Genomic DNA, 15,804 nt, shown 5'->3' with positions numbered 1-15,804 from the left:
ACACACCCGTGTCCTGGTTCACAGGACGCTCACGCCGCCGAACGAGTCAAGGGTCGACGGCCGGTGTCAGTGGGGTACGGCATGATGCGAGACGTGACCGGACGACTGATGCTCCTCGACACCGCCTCGCTCTACTTCCGCGCCTATTTCGGCGTGCCGGACTCGGTGAAGGCTCCCGACGGCACCCCGGTGAACGCCGTGCGCGGCCTCCTCGAATTCATCGACCGCCTGGTCAAGGACCACCACCCCGACCTCCTGGTGGCCTGCATGGACGCCGACTGGCGACCCCAGTGGCGGGTCGACCTCATCCCCTCCTACAAGGCGCACCGCGTCGCCGAGGAGCGCGAGAGCGGCCCGGACGAGGAGGAGGTGCCGGACACCCTGTCGCCGCAGGTGCCGGTCATCGAGGCCGTCCTGGACGCGCTCGGCATCGCGCGCGTGGGAGTGGCCGGCTACGAGGCGGACGACGTGATCGGCACGTTCACCGCTAGGGCGACGGGCCCCGTCGACATCGTCACCGGCGACCGCGACCTGTACCAACTGGTGGACGACGAGCGCCGGATCCGGGTGCTGTATCCGCTCAAGGGCGTCGGCACGCTCCAGCTGACCGACGAGGCGTGGCTGCGCGAGAAGTATGGCGTCGACGGCCGGGGGTACGCGGATCTGGCGCTGCTGCGCGGCGACCCGAGCGACGGTCTGCCGGGCGTGCCCGGCATCGGCGAGAAGACGGCGGCCAAGCTGCTCGCCGAGTTCGGCGACCTGGCGGGGATCATGGCCGCGGTCGACGATCCGAAGACGAAGCTCACGCCGTCGCAGCGCAAGCGGCTGGACGAGTCGCGGCCGTACCTGGCCGTGGCACCGAAGGTCGTGCGGGTGGCCGGCGACGTCCCGCTGCCGCAGGTGGAGACCGCGGTTCCGCGTGCGCCGCGCGATCCCGCGGCGCTGGAGAAGCTGGCGGAGCGATGGGGACTGGGAGGATCGTTGCAGCGGCTGGTGGCGACGCTCGGCGCGTAAATATTGCCCTCGCTTTCCACGAGTGGCACGCCATCGCCAAGGGGGCGGGTGCTAACTTAGGTAAGCCTAAGCGTAGGGAACTGGGAGGCCGCCATGGCAGAAGGACCGGGACGCAAGCCGCGGAAGCCCCACTCCGCACAGGTCGTCCGCACCGAACGCCTCACCCCGCACATGCAGCGCGTGGTGCTCGGCGGCGACGGACTCGCCGACTTCGGGGCGGACACCTGCACCGACCACTACGTCAAGATCCTTTTCCCGGCCGAGGGCGCGACCTACCCCGAACCCTTCGACATCGAGCGCATCCGCGAGGAGTTCCCGCGCGAGCAGTGGCCGGTGACCCGCACGTACACCGTGCGCCACTGGGACGCCGAACACCGCGAGCTCACCCTGGACTTCGTGATCCACGGCGACGAGGGCCTGGCCGGACCCTGGGCGATGCGCGTCCAGCCCGGCGAGACCGTGCGCTTCATGGGCCCGGGCGGCGCCTACGCCCCGGACCCCGAGGCCGACTGGCATCTGCTCGTCGGGGACGAGAGCGCGCTGCCCGCGATCGCCCGCTCCCTGGAGTCGCTGCCCGACGGCGCCCGGGCGCACGCCTTCATCGAGGTCTCCGGGCCCGAGGAGGAGCTGAAGATCGACTCCGACGTGGAGGTCGTGTGGCTGCACCGCGGCTCCCGCCCCGTCGGCGAGGCCCTGGTCGAGGCCGTTGGCGCGCTGGAGTTCCCGGAGGGCCGGCTGTGCGCGTTCGTGCACGGCGAGGCGCACTTCGTGAAGCAGCTGCGCCATCTGCTGCGGGTCGAACGCGCCGTCCCGCGCGAGCACCTGTCGATCTCCGGCTACTGGCGCCTGGGTCACAACGAGGACGGCTGGCAGGCCTCCAAGCGGGACTGGAACGCGCGCATCGAGGCGGAGCAGGAGGGGGCGGCACCGGCCGCGTAGGCATACGTTCCCGGTCGCTCAGGCATACGGCGAAAGGGCGGCACCTTCGAAGGTGCCGCCCTTTCGCCGTGCCCGGACTCGTGTCCGGAGTCGATGTCCGGAGTCGATGTCCGGAGTCGCGTCCGGCAGGGGTCACACCGACCGCTGGTACGACCGGAACGTCCGGATCGACAGCCACACCGCCACGACCGCCAGCCCGAGCAGCGCTCCCCCGCGGCCCAGCACCACGCCCCAGTCGGGATCGGCGGACAGGGCCGAACGGCCCGCCACCATCGCCCAGTTCAGCGGGTTGAAGTCGGCGATGTGCCGCATCCAGGAGGGCATCTGCGAGGGCGCCATGAAAGCGCTGGACAGGAACGTGAGCGGGAGCAGCAGGAAGGTGTTGATCCCGATGATCGACTCCCGCTCCCGCACCAGCATGCCGAGCGCGTTGGACAGCGCCCCGAAGACGGTGCCCAGCAGGACCGAGGCGAGCACCAGGACGGCGACTCCCGCGATGCCGCCCGGGTAGTCGGCGCCCCCGAGGAGCCCGAGCAGCACGATGACCACCGACTGGAAGGCGGTGACCAGGCCGTTGTTGACGACGTTGCCGTTCATCAGCGCGGCCCGGCTGACCGGAGTGGTCAGGAAGCGGTTGAGGGTGCCGCGCTGGATCTCGTCCAGGGTGGTCATCCCCGCCCACATGTTGGAGCTGAGCGCGCTCATCACGACCACCCCCGGGACCAGGTAGTCGAGGTACGAGGTGGTGCCGAAGCCACCGAGCTCGACGACCTTCCGGAAGAGGCTGCCGAACAGGAACAGCCAGATCACCGGCTGGACCAGGGTGATGACGGCGAACGCGGGCTGCCGTACGAACACCATGAGTTGACGCTGCGTCATGTACCAGGTCTGGGAGACGGCCATGCTCATCGGGCACCCACCAGGTCTTCGGCGTCGGAGTAACGGCGGCCCGCGTAGCGCAGGTAGACGTCGTCGAGGGAGGGGCGGGCGACGGTCGCGGTGGCGACCTCGACCCCGGCCCGCTCCAGCGCGGCGAGCAGGGCGGGTACGGCGGCTGCCCCGTCGTCGGCGCGGACGCTGACGCGGTGTCCGTCGGCCAGCACCTCGTGCACGCCCGGCACCCCGCGCAGGGCGCCGGTCAGCAGCGTGCGCCCGGCGTCGCCGAGCGGTTCGCGCAGCTCCACATGCACGGCGTCGCCGCGGAGTTCGCCCTTGAGCGCGTCCGGGGTGCCCTCGACGACGATCCGACCGCGGTCGACGACCGCGACCTTTTCGGCGAGCCGGTCGGCCTCTTCGAGGTAGTGCGTGGTGAGCAGGATGGTCAGCCCCTCCTCCCCCGCGAGCCGGCCGATCTCGTCCCACATCGCGGTGCGGGCCTCGGGGTCGAGACCGGTGGTGGGCTCGTCGAGGAAGAGCACCTCGGGGCGGTGCACCAGGCCGAGGGCGACGTCGAGCCGGCGTCGCATGCCGCCCGAGTAGCCCTTGACCGGACGCCGGGCGGCCTCGGTGAGCGTGAAACGCTCCAGGAGCTCGTCCACCCGCTGGTCCAGGGCGGCGCCCCTCAAGCCGTAGAGCCTGCCCTGGAGCCGGAGGTTCTCGCGGCCGGTTGCGACAGGGTCGGCGCCGGAGCCCTGGGCCACCACCCCGATGGCCCGCCGGACCCGGTCCGGGTGGCGCAGCACGTCGTGGCCGGCGACGGTGGCCGAGCCCGAGTCGGGGCGGGCCAGAGTGGTGAGGATCTTGACGGTGGTGGACTTGCCGGCGCCGTTCGGGCCGAGCAGACCGAAGACGCTGCCCCGTTCGACGACGAGGTCGATGCCGTTGAGGGCGGTGACCTCACCGCCGTAGGTCTTGATCAGTTGACGCGCCTCGATCGCGGGCGCACGGGTGTTCATGACAGGTGCTCTCCTGGTGAATGACGACTGATCCGCTGGAGGAGCACCGGGCTATCCTGGGTGTGCCGCACCTCGATCGCCTGGATGTGCCTCAGGGCGGATTCAGTTCGGGGTTCGAGGCCCCGGCGGGCTGCTGCAACAGCCGTGCCGGGGCCTGCTCTCGTTCAGGTCACGGTTCGTGGAACGCCTTCCATTCCTCGATGCCGGGCAGCGTGCCCTTTCTGAGCTCGTCGAGGAAGCCGCGGACCCACTGCGCCTCCGCCTCGATCATGTGGAGCTGGTACTCGTTCTCCACGAGGAAGAGCCGTGGCAGCGTCTCGTACAGCTTCTCCAGCGCGCCTCGGCCGCTCGCGATCTGCACCTCCAGAGCGTCGAGCCGCTCCTTCAGCAGCGTCACCACGTCGTCGGGGTGGAGCACGCCGAGCAGTGAGAGCGCGGTCTCGAAGATCGGGTACTCCTTGGCCGGGAAGGCGACCAGGTCCGACATCCACTCGGTGGTCTCCTGGCGCCCGGCCGCGGTGATGCCGTAGACGGTCCGCTCGGGCCGGTTGCCCTGCCGCTCCACGTCCGTGACCTCGACGAATCCGTGTTTCTCGAGGTTCTGCACGACCGTGTAGAGCGAGCCGTAGTTGATCTTCGTGCTGGAGTCCTTGCCCTGGCGGCGCAGGGTCTGGGCGATCTCGTAGGGATGCATGGGCTTCTGCCACAGCGTCGCCAGCACGGCGAGCGCCAGAGGGTTGCGGAGCTTGCGCCGCGTCATGAAATCACCTCGCATCCGAATATCCGTGGCCGAACATATCGCGAGCCACGAGAGCCGTCAAGAGACACGATGTATCGCGTATAGGGGGTCCGCGCAAGCACGTGAGGACTTGGGCTCCGCGCCGACACGACCGCGTCACGCACCCGAAACAGCTTCTCCCTAATTTCTGTCACCCGACAGGAATTCAGCTGCCGCACCGCTGTTCCGCGCTTCCGCCCTCATGCCGCCGAAGGCAGGTACCGCCGTGACGACGACCAGTCCCTCCGACGTCCGTCCCGATCCCCCGGATTCCCCCTCCCCCTCCCCCTCCCCCGACGACCGGTCCCTCACCGAGTTCGGCTACTCCCAGGAACTGCACCGCAGCCTGGGCCGGTACGCGTCCTTCGCGGCGGGGTTCTCCTTCATCTCGGTCCTGACGACCGTCTTCCAGTTCTTCGCCTTCGGGTACGCGTTCGGCGGCCCCGTCTTCTTCTGGGCCTGGCCGGCGGTACTGGTCGGGCAGCTGATGGTGGCCGCCTGCTTCGCGGAACTGGCGGCCCGCTACCCCCTCTCGGGCGCGATCTACCAGTGGTCGTCCCGCCTCTCCAACGCGACCTTCGGCTGGTTCGCCGGCTGGATCATGGTGATCGGGCAGATCGTCGTGGTCGCCGCGGCGGCGCTGGCCCTGCAGATGGTGCTCCCGGCGATCTGGTCGGGTTTCCAGCTGGTCGGCACCGACCCGGCCCCGACCTCGGCGGACGGTGCTGCCAACGCGGCCGTCCTCGGCGTGATCCTGCTCGTCCTGACGACTCTCGTGAACGTCGTGGACAACCGTGTGATGTCCCTGATCAACCGGGTCGGCGTCACCGCCGAGATCATCGGTGCGGTCCTGATCATCGTGCTGCTGCTGACCCACTCCGAGCGCACCCCGAGCATCACCTTCCACACCACGGGCGCCGCGCAGAACGGCCTGTTCGGGGCACTGCTGGTGGGCTCGTTCACGGCGGCGTACGTGATGATCGGCTTCGACAGCGCCGGCGAGATGAGCGAGGAGACCCGCAACCCCCGGCGCACCGCGCCCCGTACGATCCTCACCGCGCTCGCCGCGGCTGGCGCGCTCGGCGGCCTGATCGTCCTGGCCGGCCTGCTCGCCGCCCCCAGCCTCACCGACGGACACCTGTCGGTCGACGGCCTCAGCTACGTCCTCACCAGCAGCCTCGGCGACGGTGTCGGCAAGGCCCTGCTGGCCGACGTGGTGGTCGCGATCGCGGTGGCGACCCTCGCCATCCAGACCGCGGCCTGCCGCATGCTCTTCTCCATGGCCCGCGACGGCCAACTGCCCTTCGCGGGCCGCCTCGCGCGCGTGAACCCCCGCACCGGCATGCCCACCGCCCCCGCTCTGGTCGTCGGCATCCTGGCGGCCGCGCTGCTCCTCCTCAACTTCGCCTCACCGGAGGCGTTCCTGGCGATCGGCACGACCTGCATCGTGATGCTGTACCTGGCGTACGCGATGGTCACGGGCCCCTTGCTGATCCGCCGAGTACGCGGCGAGTTCTCCTCGTCAGGCACCGACGAGGAAGGCGCCCGCCTGTTCTCCCTGGGCCGCTGGGGCATCCCGGTCAACGCCCTGGCCCTCCTCTACGGCCTCCTGATGACCGTCAACCTGGCCTGGCCCCGCGCCGAGGTGTACGACCCGGCGGGCGGGCACTGGTACTTCCAGTGGTTCACGGTGCTGTTCCTGGCCGCGACGCTGGCAGTGGGCGTGACCTGGCGTGCACTGCGCGGGCGTACGTCGGGGGGCGCGATGACCGCGGGATGACTGCGGGGTCCGGGAGCACCTCAGCTACCGGCCCCTCGGTCACCCCGCACACGCGCGTGCAGATGCATGTCGTGCCAGCCGTCCGGGTGCAGAACCGCACTCCGCTTGGTCCCTTCCAGGACGAAGCCCGTCTTGGTGGCGACACGGCACGACGCCTCATTACGGACGGCGTGCATGAGTTCGAGACGGTGGAACCCGACCTCGTCGAGAGCCCAGCGGGACAGGGCGACCGTGGCACGCGCCGCGACCCCCTGCCCCCGGGCTCCGGCGGTCGTCCAGTACGCCATCTCGGCCTGCCCGTCGCCGAGATGGATCTCACGCAGGGCCACCCGGCCGAGCAGCAGACCGGTGCCCCCGTCGACCACGGCCCACTGAGCGGTCTGCTCCCTCGCCCAGGCCTCCCGCCACTCTTCGATCCAGCCGCCGACCTCGTCCACGGAGTCGGCGGCTCGGGCGTGCCACTGGTGCATCACCGGGTCCTGGAACGCGGCATGGACCGCGGGAGCGTCCTCGGCCCGCCAGGGACGCAGGAGCAGCCCGTCACCGGTGGGGAGGGTGGGCTGGGCGGTGCGGGAGAGGGTGCCGGGTGCGAGCACCGGGCCGGTGAGGTACGGCATGAACCGCATCCTGCCAATCGGGCGAGGCCCGTCCCAACGGGTTTTTTCCTCACCGGCGATGAGACACGGCCACGCGGAACCCACCCTCGCGCGACCGCTGTCCACGCCCCGACCGCTGGGACCGGACGTACTGACCCCGCGGCGAACTTGCTTCCCAACTGTCGCAAACGAGGGTGGTACCCCGCGGCGCATCGGTGGCCTGGAATGCGCGGCCGTGCATCCGGCGGCCAGGGGATCCGCTCCGTGCGCCGGGGCTGCGCCCCCTTCCCCGCGGCCGGAAATCGTCGCATGGTGCGAAGTGGTGGGCTGTCAGGGTGAATTGCGGGCATGAGCGGTGTCGCACCCGGGCCTGTGAGGGTGGTGGCCGAATGCCTGCGATGGTCGGCGGGGGGCCTTGGGAGCGTGTCGCGCGTCAGGCGCGGACGCGGTCGGTACGGTCGGCGTGGCCGTGTACCCGTGCGAATCCGCCGGCGGCGAACGCCCGCTTCTTACCGACCGGGTCGCCCGGAATGTCGCCGCGTACAACAGCCCGGCCCCTACCCGATGCGCCCCTCGCAGCCGTCCCCCACGGTGCCTCGCACCAGCGCCAACTCGCCCCGGACAGTTGACGAAACCCACGGTGGCACTGGAAGGTAGGGATGATCCACGACCTCGCCTCCGACAACGCTGTCGTGGCAGTGGTGGCCACCGATCCTCCGTACCGTCCGGCTGCCGCCGCGCAGACCACGGCCGCCTGGAGCGCAGTTGACGAGGCCGGGTTCGAGCACGAGTTCAGCCGCGCTGCGGGCGCAGCGTACGGAACACAACGCGTAGTTCATGGACTTCGTCGGCTCCGCCACCCGGAGGGCATCATGCATGGCTCTGCTCCAGGCGAGTCGCCCGGGCCGTTCCACTGATCGGGCACGCACACCTCGCTCGGCGCCCGTCACCCTGGCCGTGACCCGCGCCCCCTCACATCCCGTGTACCCCCGGAACGCCTTTCGATTCCGTGTCCTACCCAAGCCGAAGGACCTGAGAAGGACTGGCCATTCCAGGTCTTGAATACGCGACGGGAGATCAGCACGATGAGTATTGCCTCGTCCTCGATAACTTATGCGTGGCGGGAAAATCCGAGCGTCGACCTGCTGCGCCGCGACGGTGACGCGTGGACGTACAGCATGGGGCTCCTGCCCATCTCAGCCACTCCGGACGAGTGGTCGGCCATCCGACTCCCCGAATGTGCTGCGTGGTGCTATCCCGTCGCGCCGAGGGACGAGTTGTTCCTGATGTACCACGTGTATGCGTGGATGTTCGCTCTCGACCTGCTGTTCGTGCGGACGTTCAAGGCCCGTCGCGACCTCGACGGAGCGCGGGCCATGGTCGACCGGCTTCCTCTGTTCATGCCACTGGACGGGACCGCCCGTGCGATGCCCGAGCCGGAGAACCCCATCGAGAGGTCCCTCGCCGACATATGGCTGCGGCTGGCTCCGACCCGGTCCACAGCCTGGAAACGCGACATGCTGAACGCCCAGATGGAATACGCCGACGGGCAGTGCTGGGAGCTGGAATGCATACGCGGCGGGCGGATCCCCGATCCGGCCGAGTACCTGGTCCGCCGTCGTGGCTCATACGGCGGCCCCGTCGGGGTCTGCCTCGCCGAGCACGTGGCGGGTGCGGAGGTGCCGGTGCGCGTGCGCCGTTCACGGCCGTTTCGTGCGCTGATGGACGCTTGGACGGACATTCAGGCGCTCCACAACGACATCCGCTCCTATCGCCGTGAGGTCGAGGACGAAGATGAGACGTGCAACTCCGTCCTCGTGTTCGCCAATTTTCTGGAGCTCACCACCGACCAGGCCGCGGCTTCGGTCACGCGGCTGCGCATGGCCAGGCTGTCGGAATACGAACACCTGGAGACCACTCAGCTCCCGGAGCTCTGCGACCAGCTGCGGCTGGACAGCGAGGACCGCGAGCAGGTGTCCGCCGTTATGAAGGCGATGCGTGACCACCTCACCGGCTTCCACGTCTGGCAGGACAGCGCCACGCGGTATCAAGCTCCGGCCCCGGGGCAAGGCCCCTCGAAGAGGCACGGATCTTGACGACCGAGGTCAGTTCCCGTCCTCGCGCCGGCCCCTGTTCACCGCGTCTCGCCGCCCCTGTCGGTCAGGCCTCGTACGCTTGATCGTGATGAGACGCCGTACTCCGCCCCCGCCCTCTCCCCTGCCGCAGCGCGACGGGGTCGATCCGGTGCGGGTGCGGCTGCCGCCAGGTGATGCCTGGCCGACCGTGCGGGATCATCTCGTGGCGCGGCTCGCGGCCGGGACCGAGATGATCGACGGGATGCTGGAGGCGGGACAGATCGTGGATGCCGCCGGGCATCCGGTGCCGCGGGACATGCCCTACGTGCCGGGGATGTTCGTGTGGTTCCACCGCGCCCTGCCCGCCGAGGAGCGGGTTCCCTTCCCGATCGACGTCGTCTACCGGGACGAGCACCTGGTGGTGGCCGACAAACCGCACTTCCTCGCCACCACCCCGCGCGGCAGCCATGTCGCCGAGACGGCCCTGGCGCGGCTGCGCCGGGAGCTGGCCATCCCTGCGCTCGGCGCCGCGCATCGGTTGGACCGGCTGACGGCCGGCCTGGTGATGTTCACCGTGCGTCCCGAGGAACGCGGCGCTTATCAATCCCTGTTCCGGGACAGACGGGTGGCCAAGGAGTACGAAGCCGTGGCCCCCTACGACCCGGCACTGGCCCTTCCCCGTACCGTGCGCAGCCGCATCGTCAAGGAGCGCGGAGTCCTGGCGGCCCGCGAGGTCGACGGTGAGCCCAACGCCGTCAGCCGGGTCGAGTTGCTGGAGCACTTGGGCGAGCGCGCCCGGTACCGGCTCACACCGGGTACCGGGCAGACGCACCAGCTGAGGGTGCACATGAGTGCCCTGGGGGTGCCGATCCTCGGTGACCCCCTCTATCCGGTGGTCACCGCCCCAGTGGCGCCCGGCGACTTCCGACGTCCGCTCCAACTGCTGGCGCGGACACTGGAGTTCACCGATCCGGTCACCGGAGTCGAGCATCAGTTCGTCAGTCCGCGCGTGCTGCGGGCCTGGTCGTCGTACGAGGAGTGGGCAACCGGATCCGGTGTCCCCGGCTCACTCGCCGCGCCACCAGCGTAGGAAACGCTGGAACGCCCCGAGCCGTACGGCCGCCGGTTCGGGCACCGGCGCCGGAGCGAAGGGCTCCGCAGCCACCGGCTCCGGCTTCGGCGTGCCGACCTGCCAGTCGGTGCGCCGCTGGGACGGAACCGGGTGCGTGGGACGCTCCATGACGTCCTGCTGAGGCTTGGGCGCGAACTTCACGGGCAGAGCCACCAGATGCCGGTTGGAGAGCGTCTCCTCCCACTCCAGTTCCTCCTCGTCGCAGGCGAGTTCCGCGTCGGGAAGCCGGGTCAGCAGCGCGTCGACGCCCACGTCGGCGATGGCACGGCCGATGTCCTGCCCCGGGCACTCGTGGGGACCACCGCTGAAGGCGAGGTGCGAGCGGTTGCCCTGCATGTGAGCCTTGGTGTCGGGACGGACGCGCGGATCGACGTTGCCCGGCGCGATGCCAAGAATCAGGCCGTCGCCCTTGCGGATGTGCTGACCGCCCAACTCGGCGTCCTGCTTGGCGAAGTAACCGAGAATGGTACTGAACGGCGGTTCGTCCCACATGGACTGCTCCACCGCTTGGGGCACCGTCATCTGGCCGCCGTTCAACTGGGCGCGGAACCGCGGGTCGGTGAGTACCACCCTCAGTACGTTGGCCAGAAGGTTGGCGGTGCTCTCGTACGCGATGATCAGGACGAGCCGCAGGTGCTGGCTGACCTCCTGATCGGTCAGCCGCGCCGGATGGTTGATGAGATGGCTGGTGAAGTCGTCCTCGGGTTCGGCCCGGCGGCGGGCAGTGAGCCGCATCAGGACGTCCATGATGTACTCGTTGCTGGCGATGGCTGTTTCGGTGCCCTTGGGGAGGTCGCGGGCGGCCTCGACGATCCGGTCGTTGTACTCGTCGGGCATGCCGAGGATCTCGCACATCACCATCATCGGCAGGCGCTCGGTGAACTGGCTGACCAGGTCGGCCTTGCCCTGCTCACAGAACCTGTTGACGAGGTGCTGGGTCGCGCGGTTGATGTGGCGGCGGATGCCCCGGTGGTCGATGGTCGAGATGGCGCCGTTGACCGCGCCGCGCAGCCGCAGGTGCTCGTCGCCCTCGGCGTGGCAGCACAATGGCTGCCAGGCGAGGTGCGGCATGAGCGGGTGATCCGGCTTGACGGTGCCGTCCTGCATTGGGCCCCACAACCGCGTATCACGGCTGAAGTGCGAGGGGGTGCGCACCAGGTGCATGTTCTCGCTGTGGCCGAGTACCACCCAGATCGGCACATCCTCGTGCACCAGCGCGGGGGCCACGGCTCCGTGCTCGGCGCGGAGTTCCTCGTACACGGCCTCCAGATCCTCCGCACCGGGCCCGTACAGCCGGCGCAGTCCGCCGACGCCGATGCCGTGCGCGGGGCAGCCGGGGGGCGGGGCGCCCGCGGGGTCGTACGTACCGGCCGGGGAGAAGGATTCAGGCGTCACGATGGTCGCTCCGGAGCTGAGGTCGATCTGGTCTGGAGAAAGTCATGGGCTGTCCCGGCCCGAGTGGTTCGAGCGAGGCCGGGAGCGTCGGGGAGGTCAAGCGGCGACGGTTCTGTGGGGTCTCGCCTCACACAGGCGCCTTCTCCACCGCCAGCGAATGAAGGAACTGCAACAACGTCATCAGCACGTCCCGGCTGGACGCCCGCCGTCGCGCGTCGCATTCGAGGATCGGGATCTCCTCGCTCAGGTCGAGCGCGCTGCGCAGGTCCTCGACGGCGTGGCGGGGGCCGTCGGGGAAGGTGTTGACGGCGACGACGAACGGCACGCCGCGTTCCTCCAGGCGGTCCATGACGTCGAAGCTGACCTCGAGGCGTCGGGTGTCCACCAGGACCACCGCGCCGAGCGCGCCTTCGAACAGGCCGTTCCACAGGAACCAGAAGCGCTCCTGGCCCGGGGTGCCGAAGAGGTAGAGGACCAGTTGGTCGGTGATGCTGATGCGGCCGAAGTCCATGGCCACGGTGGTGGCCGTCTTGGTCTCGGAGCCGTAGTTGTCGTCGACCCCGATGCCGGCCTGGGTCATGGTCTCCTCGGTGGTCAGCGGTTTGATCTCGCTGACCGAGCCGACCATGGTCGTCTTGCCGACGCCGAAGCCGCCGACGATGACGATCTTCACCGCGGCCTCGGCGGTCGGGGGCAGGTGGTCCTCTGTTCGCGGACCGGGGATGGTGTCAGAGCCTTTGAAGTCCATGCATCACCGCTTCGAGGAGGGAACGGTCGGCCAGCGCCTGGCGGATCACCGGGGCGCGCGCCGTCACCAGTTCGGCCGTCAGCAGCTCGGTGAGCAGGACGGTCACCACGCTGAACGGCAGGCTGAGATAGGCGGACAGCTCGGCCACGGACAGGGGGGCCGTGCAGAGCCTGAGCAGCGCCGCCTGCTCGGGCGTGGCGGAGGGCGGCGGGTCGGCGTGCGCCACGATTAAGGTGACCAGGTCGAGTTCCGAGCGCTCGGCTCCGTCGGGGCCGGTGATGACGTACAGCCGCTCGGGGTTCTTCTTCGGTCCCTCGGGTGGGTCCTGGCCCTCCTGCGGGGGTGGCGGGGTGGGTTCCGGACCGCCCTTGGGGATTCGCCGTCGGCGTTGCGGAGGAGTCATACGGTCTGCCCGTTGCGCCGGGGCGGGCTCGTCAGGTGCGCGCCGATGCGGACGACCAGATCGCTCATACGGGCGCTCATGTGGCCGGGTTCGGTGATGATGTCGGAGAGCACCGCGAGGTAGGCGTTGGGGCCCGCGGCCATCAGATAGAAGTAGCCCCCGTGGATCTCGATGAGGACCATCTTCATCTTGCCGTCGCTGCCGGGGATCTCCCCGGCCACGGCGCCCGCCAGGCTCTGCAGGCCCGCGCACGCCGCGGCGACGCGGTCGGCGGTGTCCGGGTCCCCGCCGTGCCGGGCGATGCGCAGCCCGTCGGCGGAGAGCACCACGATCATCTGGATGCCCGGTACGCCTTTGGCGAGGTCCTGGAGCATCCAGTCGAAGTTGCCTCGCTGCTGGATCACTTGAGGTTCCCCTCGTCTTCGGCCTCGGTACGGGCCGGTTCGTCGGTCGGCTGGGTGACTGCGGAAGAGGTGGGGCGCTTCAGGCCGTCCATGAACGCCTGGACCCACAGGCCCGGCGGGGTGTCATCGGGCTTCGGCTCGGGCTCGGGCTCGCGCCTGGCCGTCGACCAGATGGTCGGGCGGCCCTCCCGCTCGGCGCGTTCGATCTCGGCCTGCTCGGCGTAGCGCTGGCTGAGCGAGGTCTTGACCCGGCTGCGGCGCTGCGGCAGCCCGTTGGCCGTCCACTCGGTGACCTCGGGGACGTCGTCCTCCATGGACACCGGCGTCGTGAACTTGGGGCTGGTGGGGCGGCGCTTCTTGATCGTGCGCTTGGGGCCGGGCAGGGCGCCGAGTTCGGCCTTGGGCACGGCGGTGGCACCGATGCCGTGGGCGAGGCCGACGCCGGGCTCGTCGGTGAGCATGTCGCTGGGCACGACGAGGATGGCGCGGACGCCGCCGTACGCGGAGGCGCGCAGGGAGACCTGCATGTCGTACGCGGCGCAGAGGCGGCCCACGACGGCGAGGCCGAGGCGCGGCGATTCGCCGAGGTCCTGGAGGTCCACGCCGGCCTTGGCCCGCTCCAGCATGCCCTCGGCCCGCAGCCGGGCCTCCTCGCTGAGGCTGACGCCGGCGTCCTCGATCTCGATGCAGACGCCGGTCTGCACCTCGGTGGCGGTGACGTGCACCTTGCTCTGGGGCGGCGAGTAGCGCGTGGCGTTGTCGAGGAGTTCGGCCGCGGCGTGGATGACCGGCTCTACGGCGGTGCCCTTGACGTTGACCTTGGCGATCGAGGAGAGGTCGATGCGCCGGTACTCCAGGATCCGGGACATGGCACCGCGCAGCACGCTGTACAGCGCGACGGGCTCGGGCCACTGCCGGCCGGGGCGGCCGCCGCCGAGGACGGAGATGGAGTCGGCGAGCCGGCCGATCAGCGCGGTGCCGTGGTCGATGCGCAGGAGGTCGTCGAAGACCTCGGGGTTGCGGCCGTGGTCCTCCTCCATCTCCCGCAGTTCGTTGGCCTGCTGGTGGACGATGGCCTGCACGCGCCGGGCGATGTTCACGAAGGAGCGCTGCGCGGCGTCACGCATGATCTCCTCGGTGTCGACGATGGTGAGCACCGTCTTGAGCAACCGGATCTGCGCCTCGGGCAGGTTCGCCCAGGCGGGATCGAACTCACCGAGTCGGCGAATCACCTCTCCGGGGGAACTTCCGCGGCGCAGCCAGTCCAGCGCGGCGGGCGCGATCTCCTTGGCGAACCGGATCATGTCCTGGTCGTGGTCGGCGATGCGCTGCTTCAGATGAGCCGTGTGCTGGATGTGCTCGAGTCGCTGGTCACGCAGCTCACGACCGCGCCGTACGGCCTCGGCCGCCACCGCGATCACCAGCAGCGTGGCGATGGCACCGCACCAGCCGACAGCGGCCCTGGCGGGCTGCTGCACCAGCGCGACACCGGCCCCGGTCGCCGCGGCCATGACTATGGCGGGGAGCAACAGCACGCGCGCATACGGCAGTTCACGGCGTCCTGGGGGGGATTGAACACTCACCATGTGGGCCCTCTGAGACGTATCGACGGGGAGTCGCACATATAGGGAACAAGCGCACGAATACACATCAACTCGGTGCGCTGCGGGCGAGCTTAGTCCGACCGGATCATCGCCGTGTCATATTCAGCAAGCGCCTGAAACGGGCATTGCGACTGGAGTAACCTCGGTCCATTTACACGCTCCGAGATCAGCCGAACACACCGAGTCATGGCGTACGGGCGCACGAAACCCACTCACCGCGGTGAGTGAAGATCAGCTCTCGGCCGGGTGCTCGACTCGGATTCCGGCGATGCGCAGGGCCGCGTCCGCGGTGGCCTCCGCGAAGACGGAGACGGGCCGCTCGGGGTCGGAGCGGTGGACCAGGATCACGCCCTCGATCAGGCCGAACAGCAGGTCCGTGCGGAGCTCGAGCTCGCTCTTGGCGAGGGCGCCGCCCGCGGCCGTCGCGGCGAGCAACTGCCGGTAGGCGTCCTTGAGTTCGGCGCGCACGGCGTGGAAGCCGGCGAAGCGCTCGGCGCGCACCTCGGGCAGCAGATAGAGCCCGCCGAGGTTGTACGGTCCGCCGCACAGCACCTCGACGTCCGCGCGGCACAGCTCCCACAGCCTGCCCTCGGCCGGGGTCTTGTCGTCCGCCAGCAGCTCACGGGCATACGCCAGCGAGGGCGTGACGGTGGACTCCAGGAGCTGGGCGAGGAGCTCCTCCTTGCCGGAGACGTAGTGGTACATGGACGCCTGCCGCATGCCCGCACGCTCGGCGACGGCCCGGGTGCTGGTGGCGGCATAACCCAGGGAGGTGAACAACTCGGCTGCGGCGACGAGGAGTTCATCGCGCGGCGCCAGCCCGCTGTCCGGCCGCCGATCGGCCCGGGGCCTGCCGACCCGCCGCCCGGACTCCGCCGCCCCACCTGTCGTACCCATGCGTTCGATCCTCGCACACAGGGCGCGGGGTGATCTCCGGGTGATCTTCGGGCGCCCCCGGGACGACCACACCCACCGGACGCACCCCGCCGCCCAGCGACACGCACACACCAACCCCCCAGGGGCGCGGGGAACTGCGCGACC

The 15,804-nt window shown here is 69.9% G+C and carries 15 protein-coding genes; 5 read left to right on the top strand and 10 right to left on the bottom strand.

The window, feature by feature from the left end; genetic code table 11:
- Positions 1–84 precede the first annotated feature (84 nt).
- Entirely contained in the window at positions 85–1,014 is a 930-nt protein-coding gene (locus ACZ39I_RS27655) for a 5'-3' exonuclease (protein WP_467247597.1), read from the top strand.
- A 93-nt stretch (positions 1,015–1,107) separates the two neighbouring features.
- On the top strand, positions 1,108–1,953 hold the full coding sequence (locus ACZ39I_RS27650) for a siderophore-interacting protein (RefSeq protein ID WP_467247289.1): 846 nt from the start codon (positions 1,108–1,110) through the stop codon (positions 1,951–1,953).
- Positions 1,954–2,085: 132 nt separating this feature from the next.
- Here the strand turns inward: ACZ39I_RS27650 and ACZ39I_RS27645 are convergent, their stop codons facing one another.
- The 3 genes from ACZ39I_RS27645 to ACZ39I_RS27635 all read right to left on the bottom strand — a co-directional run bounded on the left by ACZ39I_RS27645 (position 2,086) and on the right by ACZ39I_RS27635 (position 4,608).
- Positions 2,086–2,862, bottom strand: coding sequence for an ABC transporter permease (locus tag ACZ39I_RS27645; RefSeq protein ID WP_352390097.1), 777 nt, complete (start codon positions 2,860–2,862; stop codon positions 2,086–2,088).
- A complete protein-coding gene (locus ACZ39I_RS27640) occupies positions 2,859–3,848 on the bottom strand; it encodes an ATP-binding cassette domain-containing protein (protein ID WP_467247287.1) in 990 nt (329 codons plus the stop codon). The genes ACZ39I_RS27645 and ACZ39I_RS27640 overlap by 4 nt, the downstream gene beginning before the upstream one ends.
- 169 nt (positions 3,849–4,017) lie before the next feature.
- Complete coding sequence (locus ACZ39I_RS27635; RefSeq protein WP_451475910.1) at positions 4,018–4,608, bottom strand: PadR family transcriptional regulator; 591 nt, start codon at positions 4,606–4,608, stop codon at positions 4,018–4,020.
- A 244-nt stretch (positions 4,609–4,852) separates the two neighbouring features.
- Between ACZ39I_RS27635 and ACZ39I_RS27630 the strand changes: the two genes are divergently transcribed.
- On the top strand, positions 4,853–6,406 hold the full coding sequence (locus tag ACZ39I_RS27630; protein WP_467247285.1) for an amino acid permease: 1,554 nt from the start codon (positions 4,853–4,855) through the stop codon (positions 6,404–6,406).
- 20 nt (positions 6,407–6,426) lie between these two features.
- On the opposite strand, the gene ACZ39I_RS27625 is transcribed toward ACZ39I_RS27630, so the two are convergent.
- Complete coding sequence (locus ACZ39I_RS27625; protein ID WP_467247283.1) at positions 6,427–7,023, bottom strand: GNAT family N-acetyltransferase; 597 nt, start codon at positions 7,021–7,023, stop codon at positions 6,427–6,429.
- 1,064 nt (positions 7,024–8,087) lie between these two features.
- Here ACZ39I_RS27625 and ACZ39I_RS27620 point away from each other — a divergent pair.
- Both ACZ39I_RS27620 and ACZ39I_RS27615 read left to right on the top strand, forming a co-directional pair.
- Positions 8,088–9,098, top strand: a complete 1,011-nt coding sequence (locus ACZ39I_RS27620) for a terpene synthase family protein (protein ID WP_467247281.1) — start codon at positions 8,088–8,090, stop codon at positions 9,096–9,098.
- A gap of 88 nt (positions 9,099–9,186) precedes the next feature.
- Positions 9,187–10,167: an RluA family pseudouridine synthase gene (locus ACZ39I_RS27615; protein WP_467247279.1), complete on the top strand. Its 981-nt coding sequence runs from the start codon at positions 9,187–9,189 to the stop codon at positions 10,165–10,167.
- Here ACZ39I_RS27615 and ACZ39I_RS27610 read toward each other — a convergent pair.
- The 6 genes from ACZ39I_RS27610 to ACZ39I_RS27585 all read right to left on the bottom strand — a co-directional run bounded on the left by ACZ39I_RS27610 (position 10,144) and on the right by ACZ39I_RS27585 (position 15,660).
- A complete protein-coding gene (locus ACZ39I_RS27610) occupies positions 10,144–11,604 on the bottom strand; it encodes a cytochrome P450 (RefSeq protein ID WP_467247277.1) in 1,461 nt (486 codons plus the stop codon). The genes ACZ39I_RS27615 and ACZ39I_RS27610 overlap by 24 nt on opposite strands.
- Before the next feature lie 127 nt (positions 11,605–11,731).
- Positions 11,732–12,352: a GTP-binding protein gene (locus tag ACZ39I_RS27605; protein WP_467247275.1), complete on the bottom strand. Its 621-nt coding sequence runs from the start codon at positions 12,350–12,352 to the stop codon at positions 11,732–11,734.
- On the bottom strand, positions 12,333–12,755 hold the full coding sequence (locus ACZ39I_RS27600) for a DUF742 domain-containing protein (RefSeq protein WP_467247273.1): 423 nt from the start codon (positions 12,753–12,755) through the stop codon (positions 12,333–12,335). The genes ACZ39I_RS27605 and ACZ39I_RS27600 overlap by 20 nt, the downstream gene beginning before the upstream one ends.
- On the bottom strand, positions 12,752–13,159 hold the full coding sequence (locus ACZ39I_RS27595; protein ID WP_007380839.1) for a roadblock/LC7 domain-containing protein: 408 nt from the start codon (positions 13,157–13,159) through the stop codon (positions 12,752–12,754). Before ACZ39I_RS27595 ends, ACZ39I_RS27600 begins: the two co-directional genes overlap by 4 nt.
- Positions 13,156–14,745, bottom strand: a complete 1,590-nt coding sequence (locus ACZ39I_RS27590; protein WP_467247272.1) for a sensor histidine kinase — start codon at positions 14,743–14,745, stop codon at positions 13,156–13,158. Before ACZ39I_RS27590 ends, ACZ39I_RS27595 begins: the two co-directional genes overlap by 4 nt.
- Before the next feature lie 249 nt (positions 14,746–14,994).
- The gene (locus tag ACZ39I_RS27585) at positions 14,995–15,660 is read right to left on the bottom strand and encodes a TetR/AcrR family transcriptional regulator (RefSeq protein ID WP_467247271.1); all 666 of its coding nucleotides are present in this window, start codon (positions 15,658–15,660) and stop codon (positions 14,995–14,997) included.
- Positions 15,661–15,804: the final 144 nt, after the last annotated feature.

It is taken from the genome of Streptomyces sp. NPDC024687, from assembly GCF_055559055.1.
The sequence above is the reverse complement of the archived record's forward strand: the minus strand, read 5'-3'. Positions and strand labels throughout refer to the sequence as shown.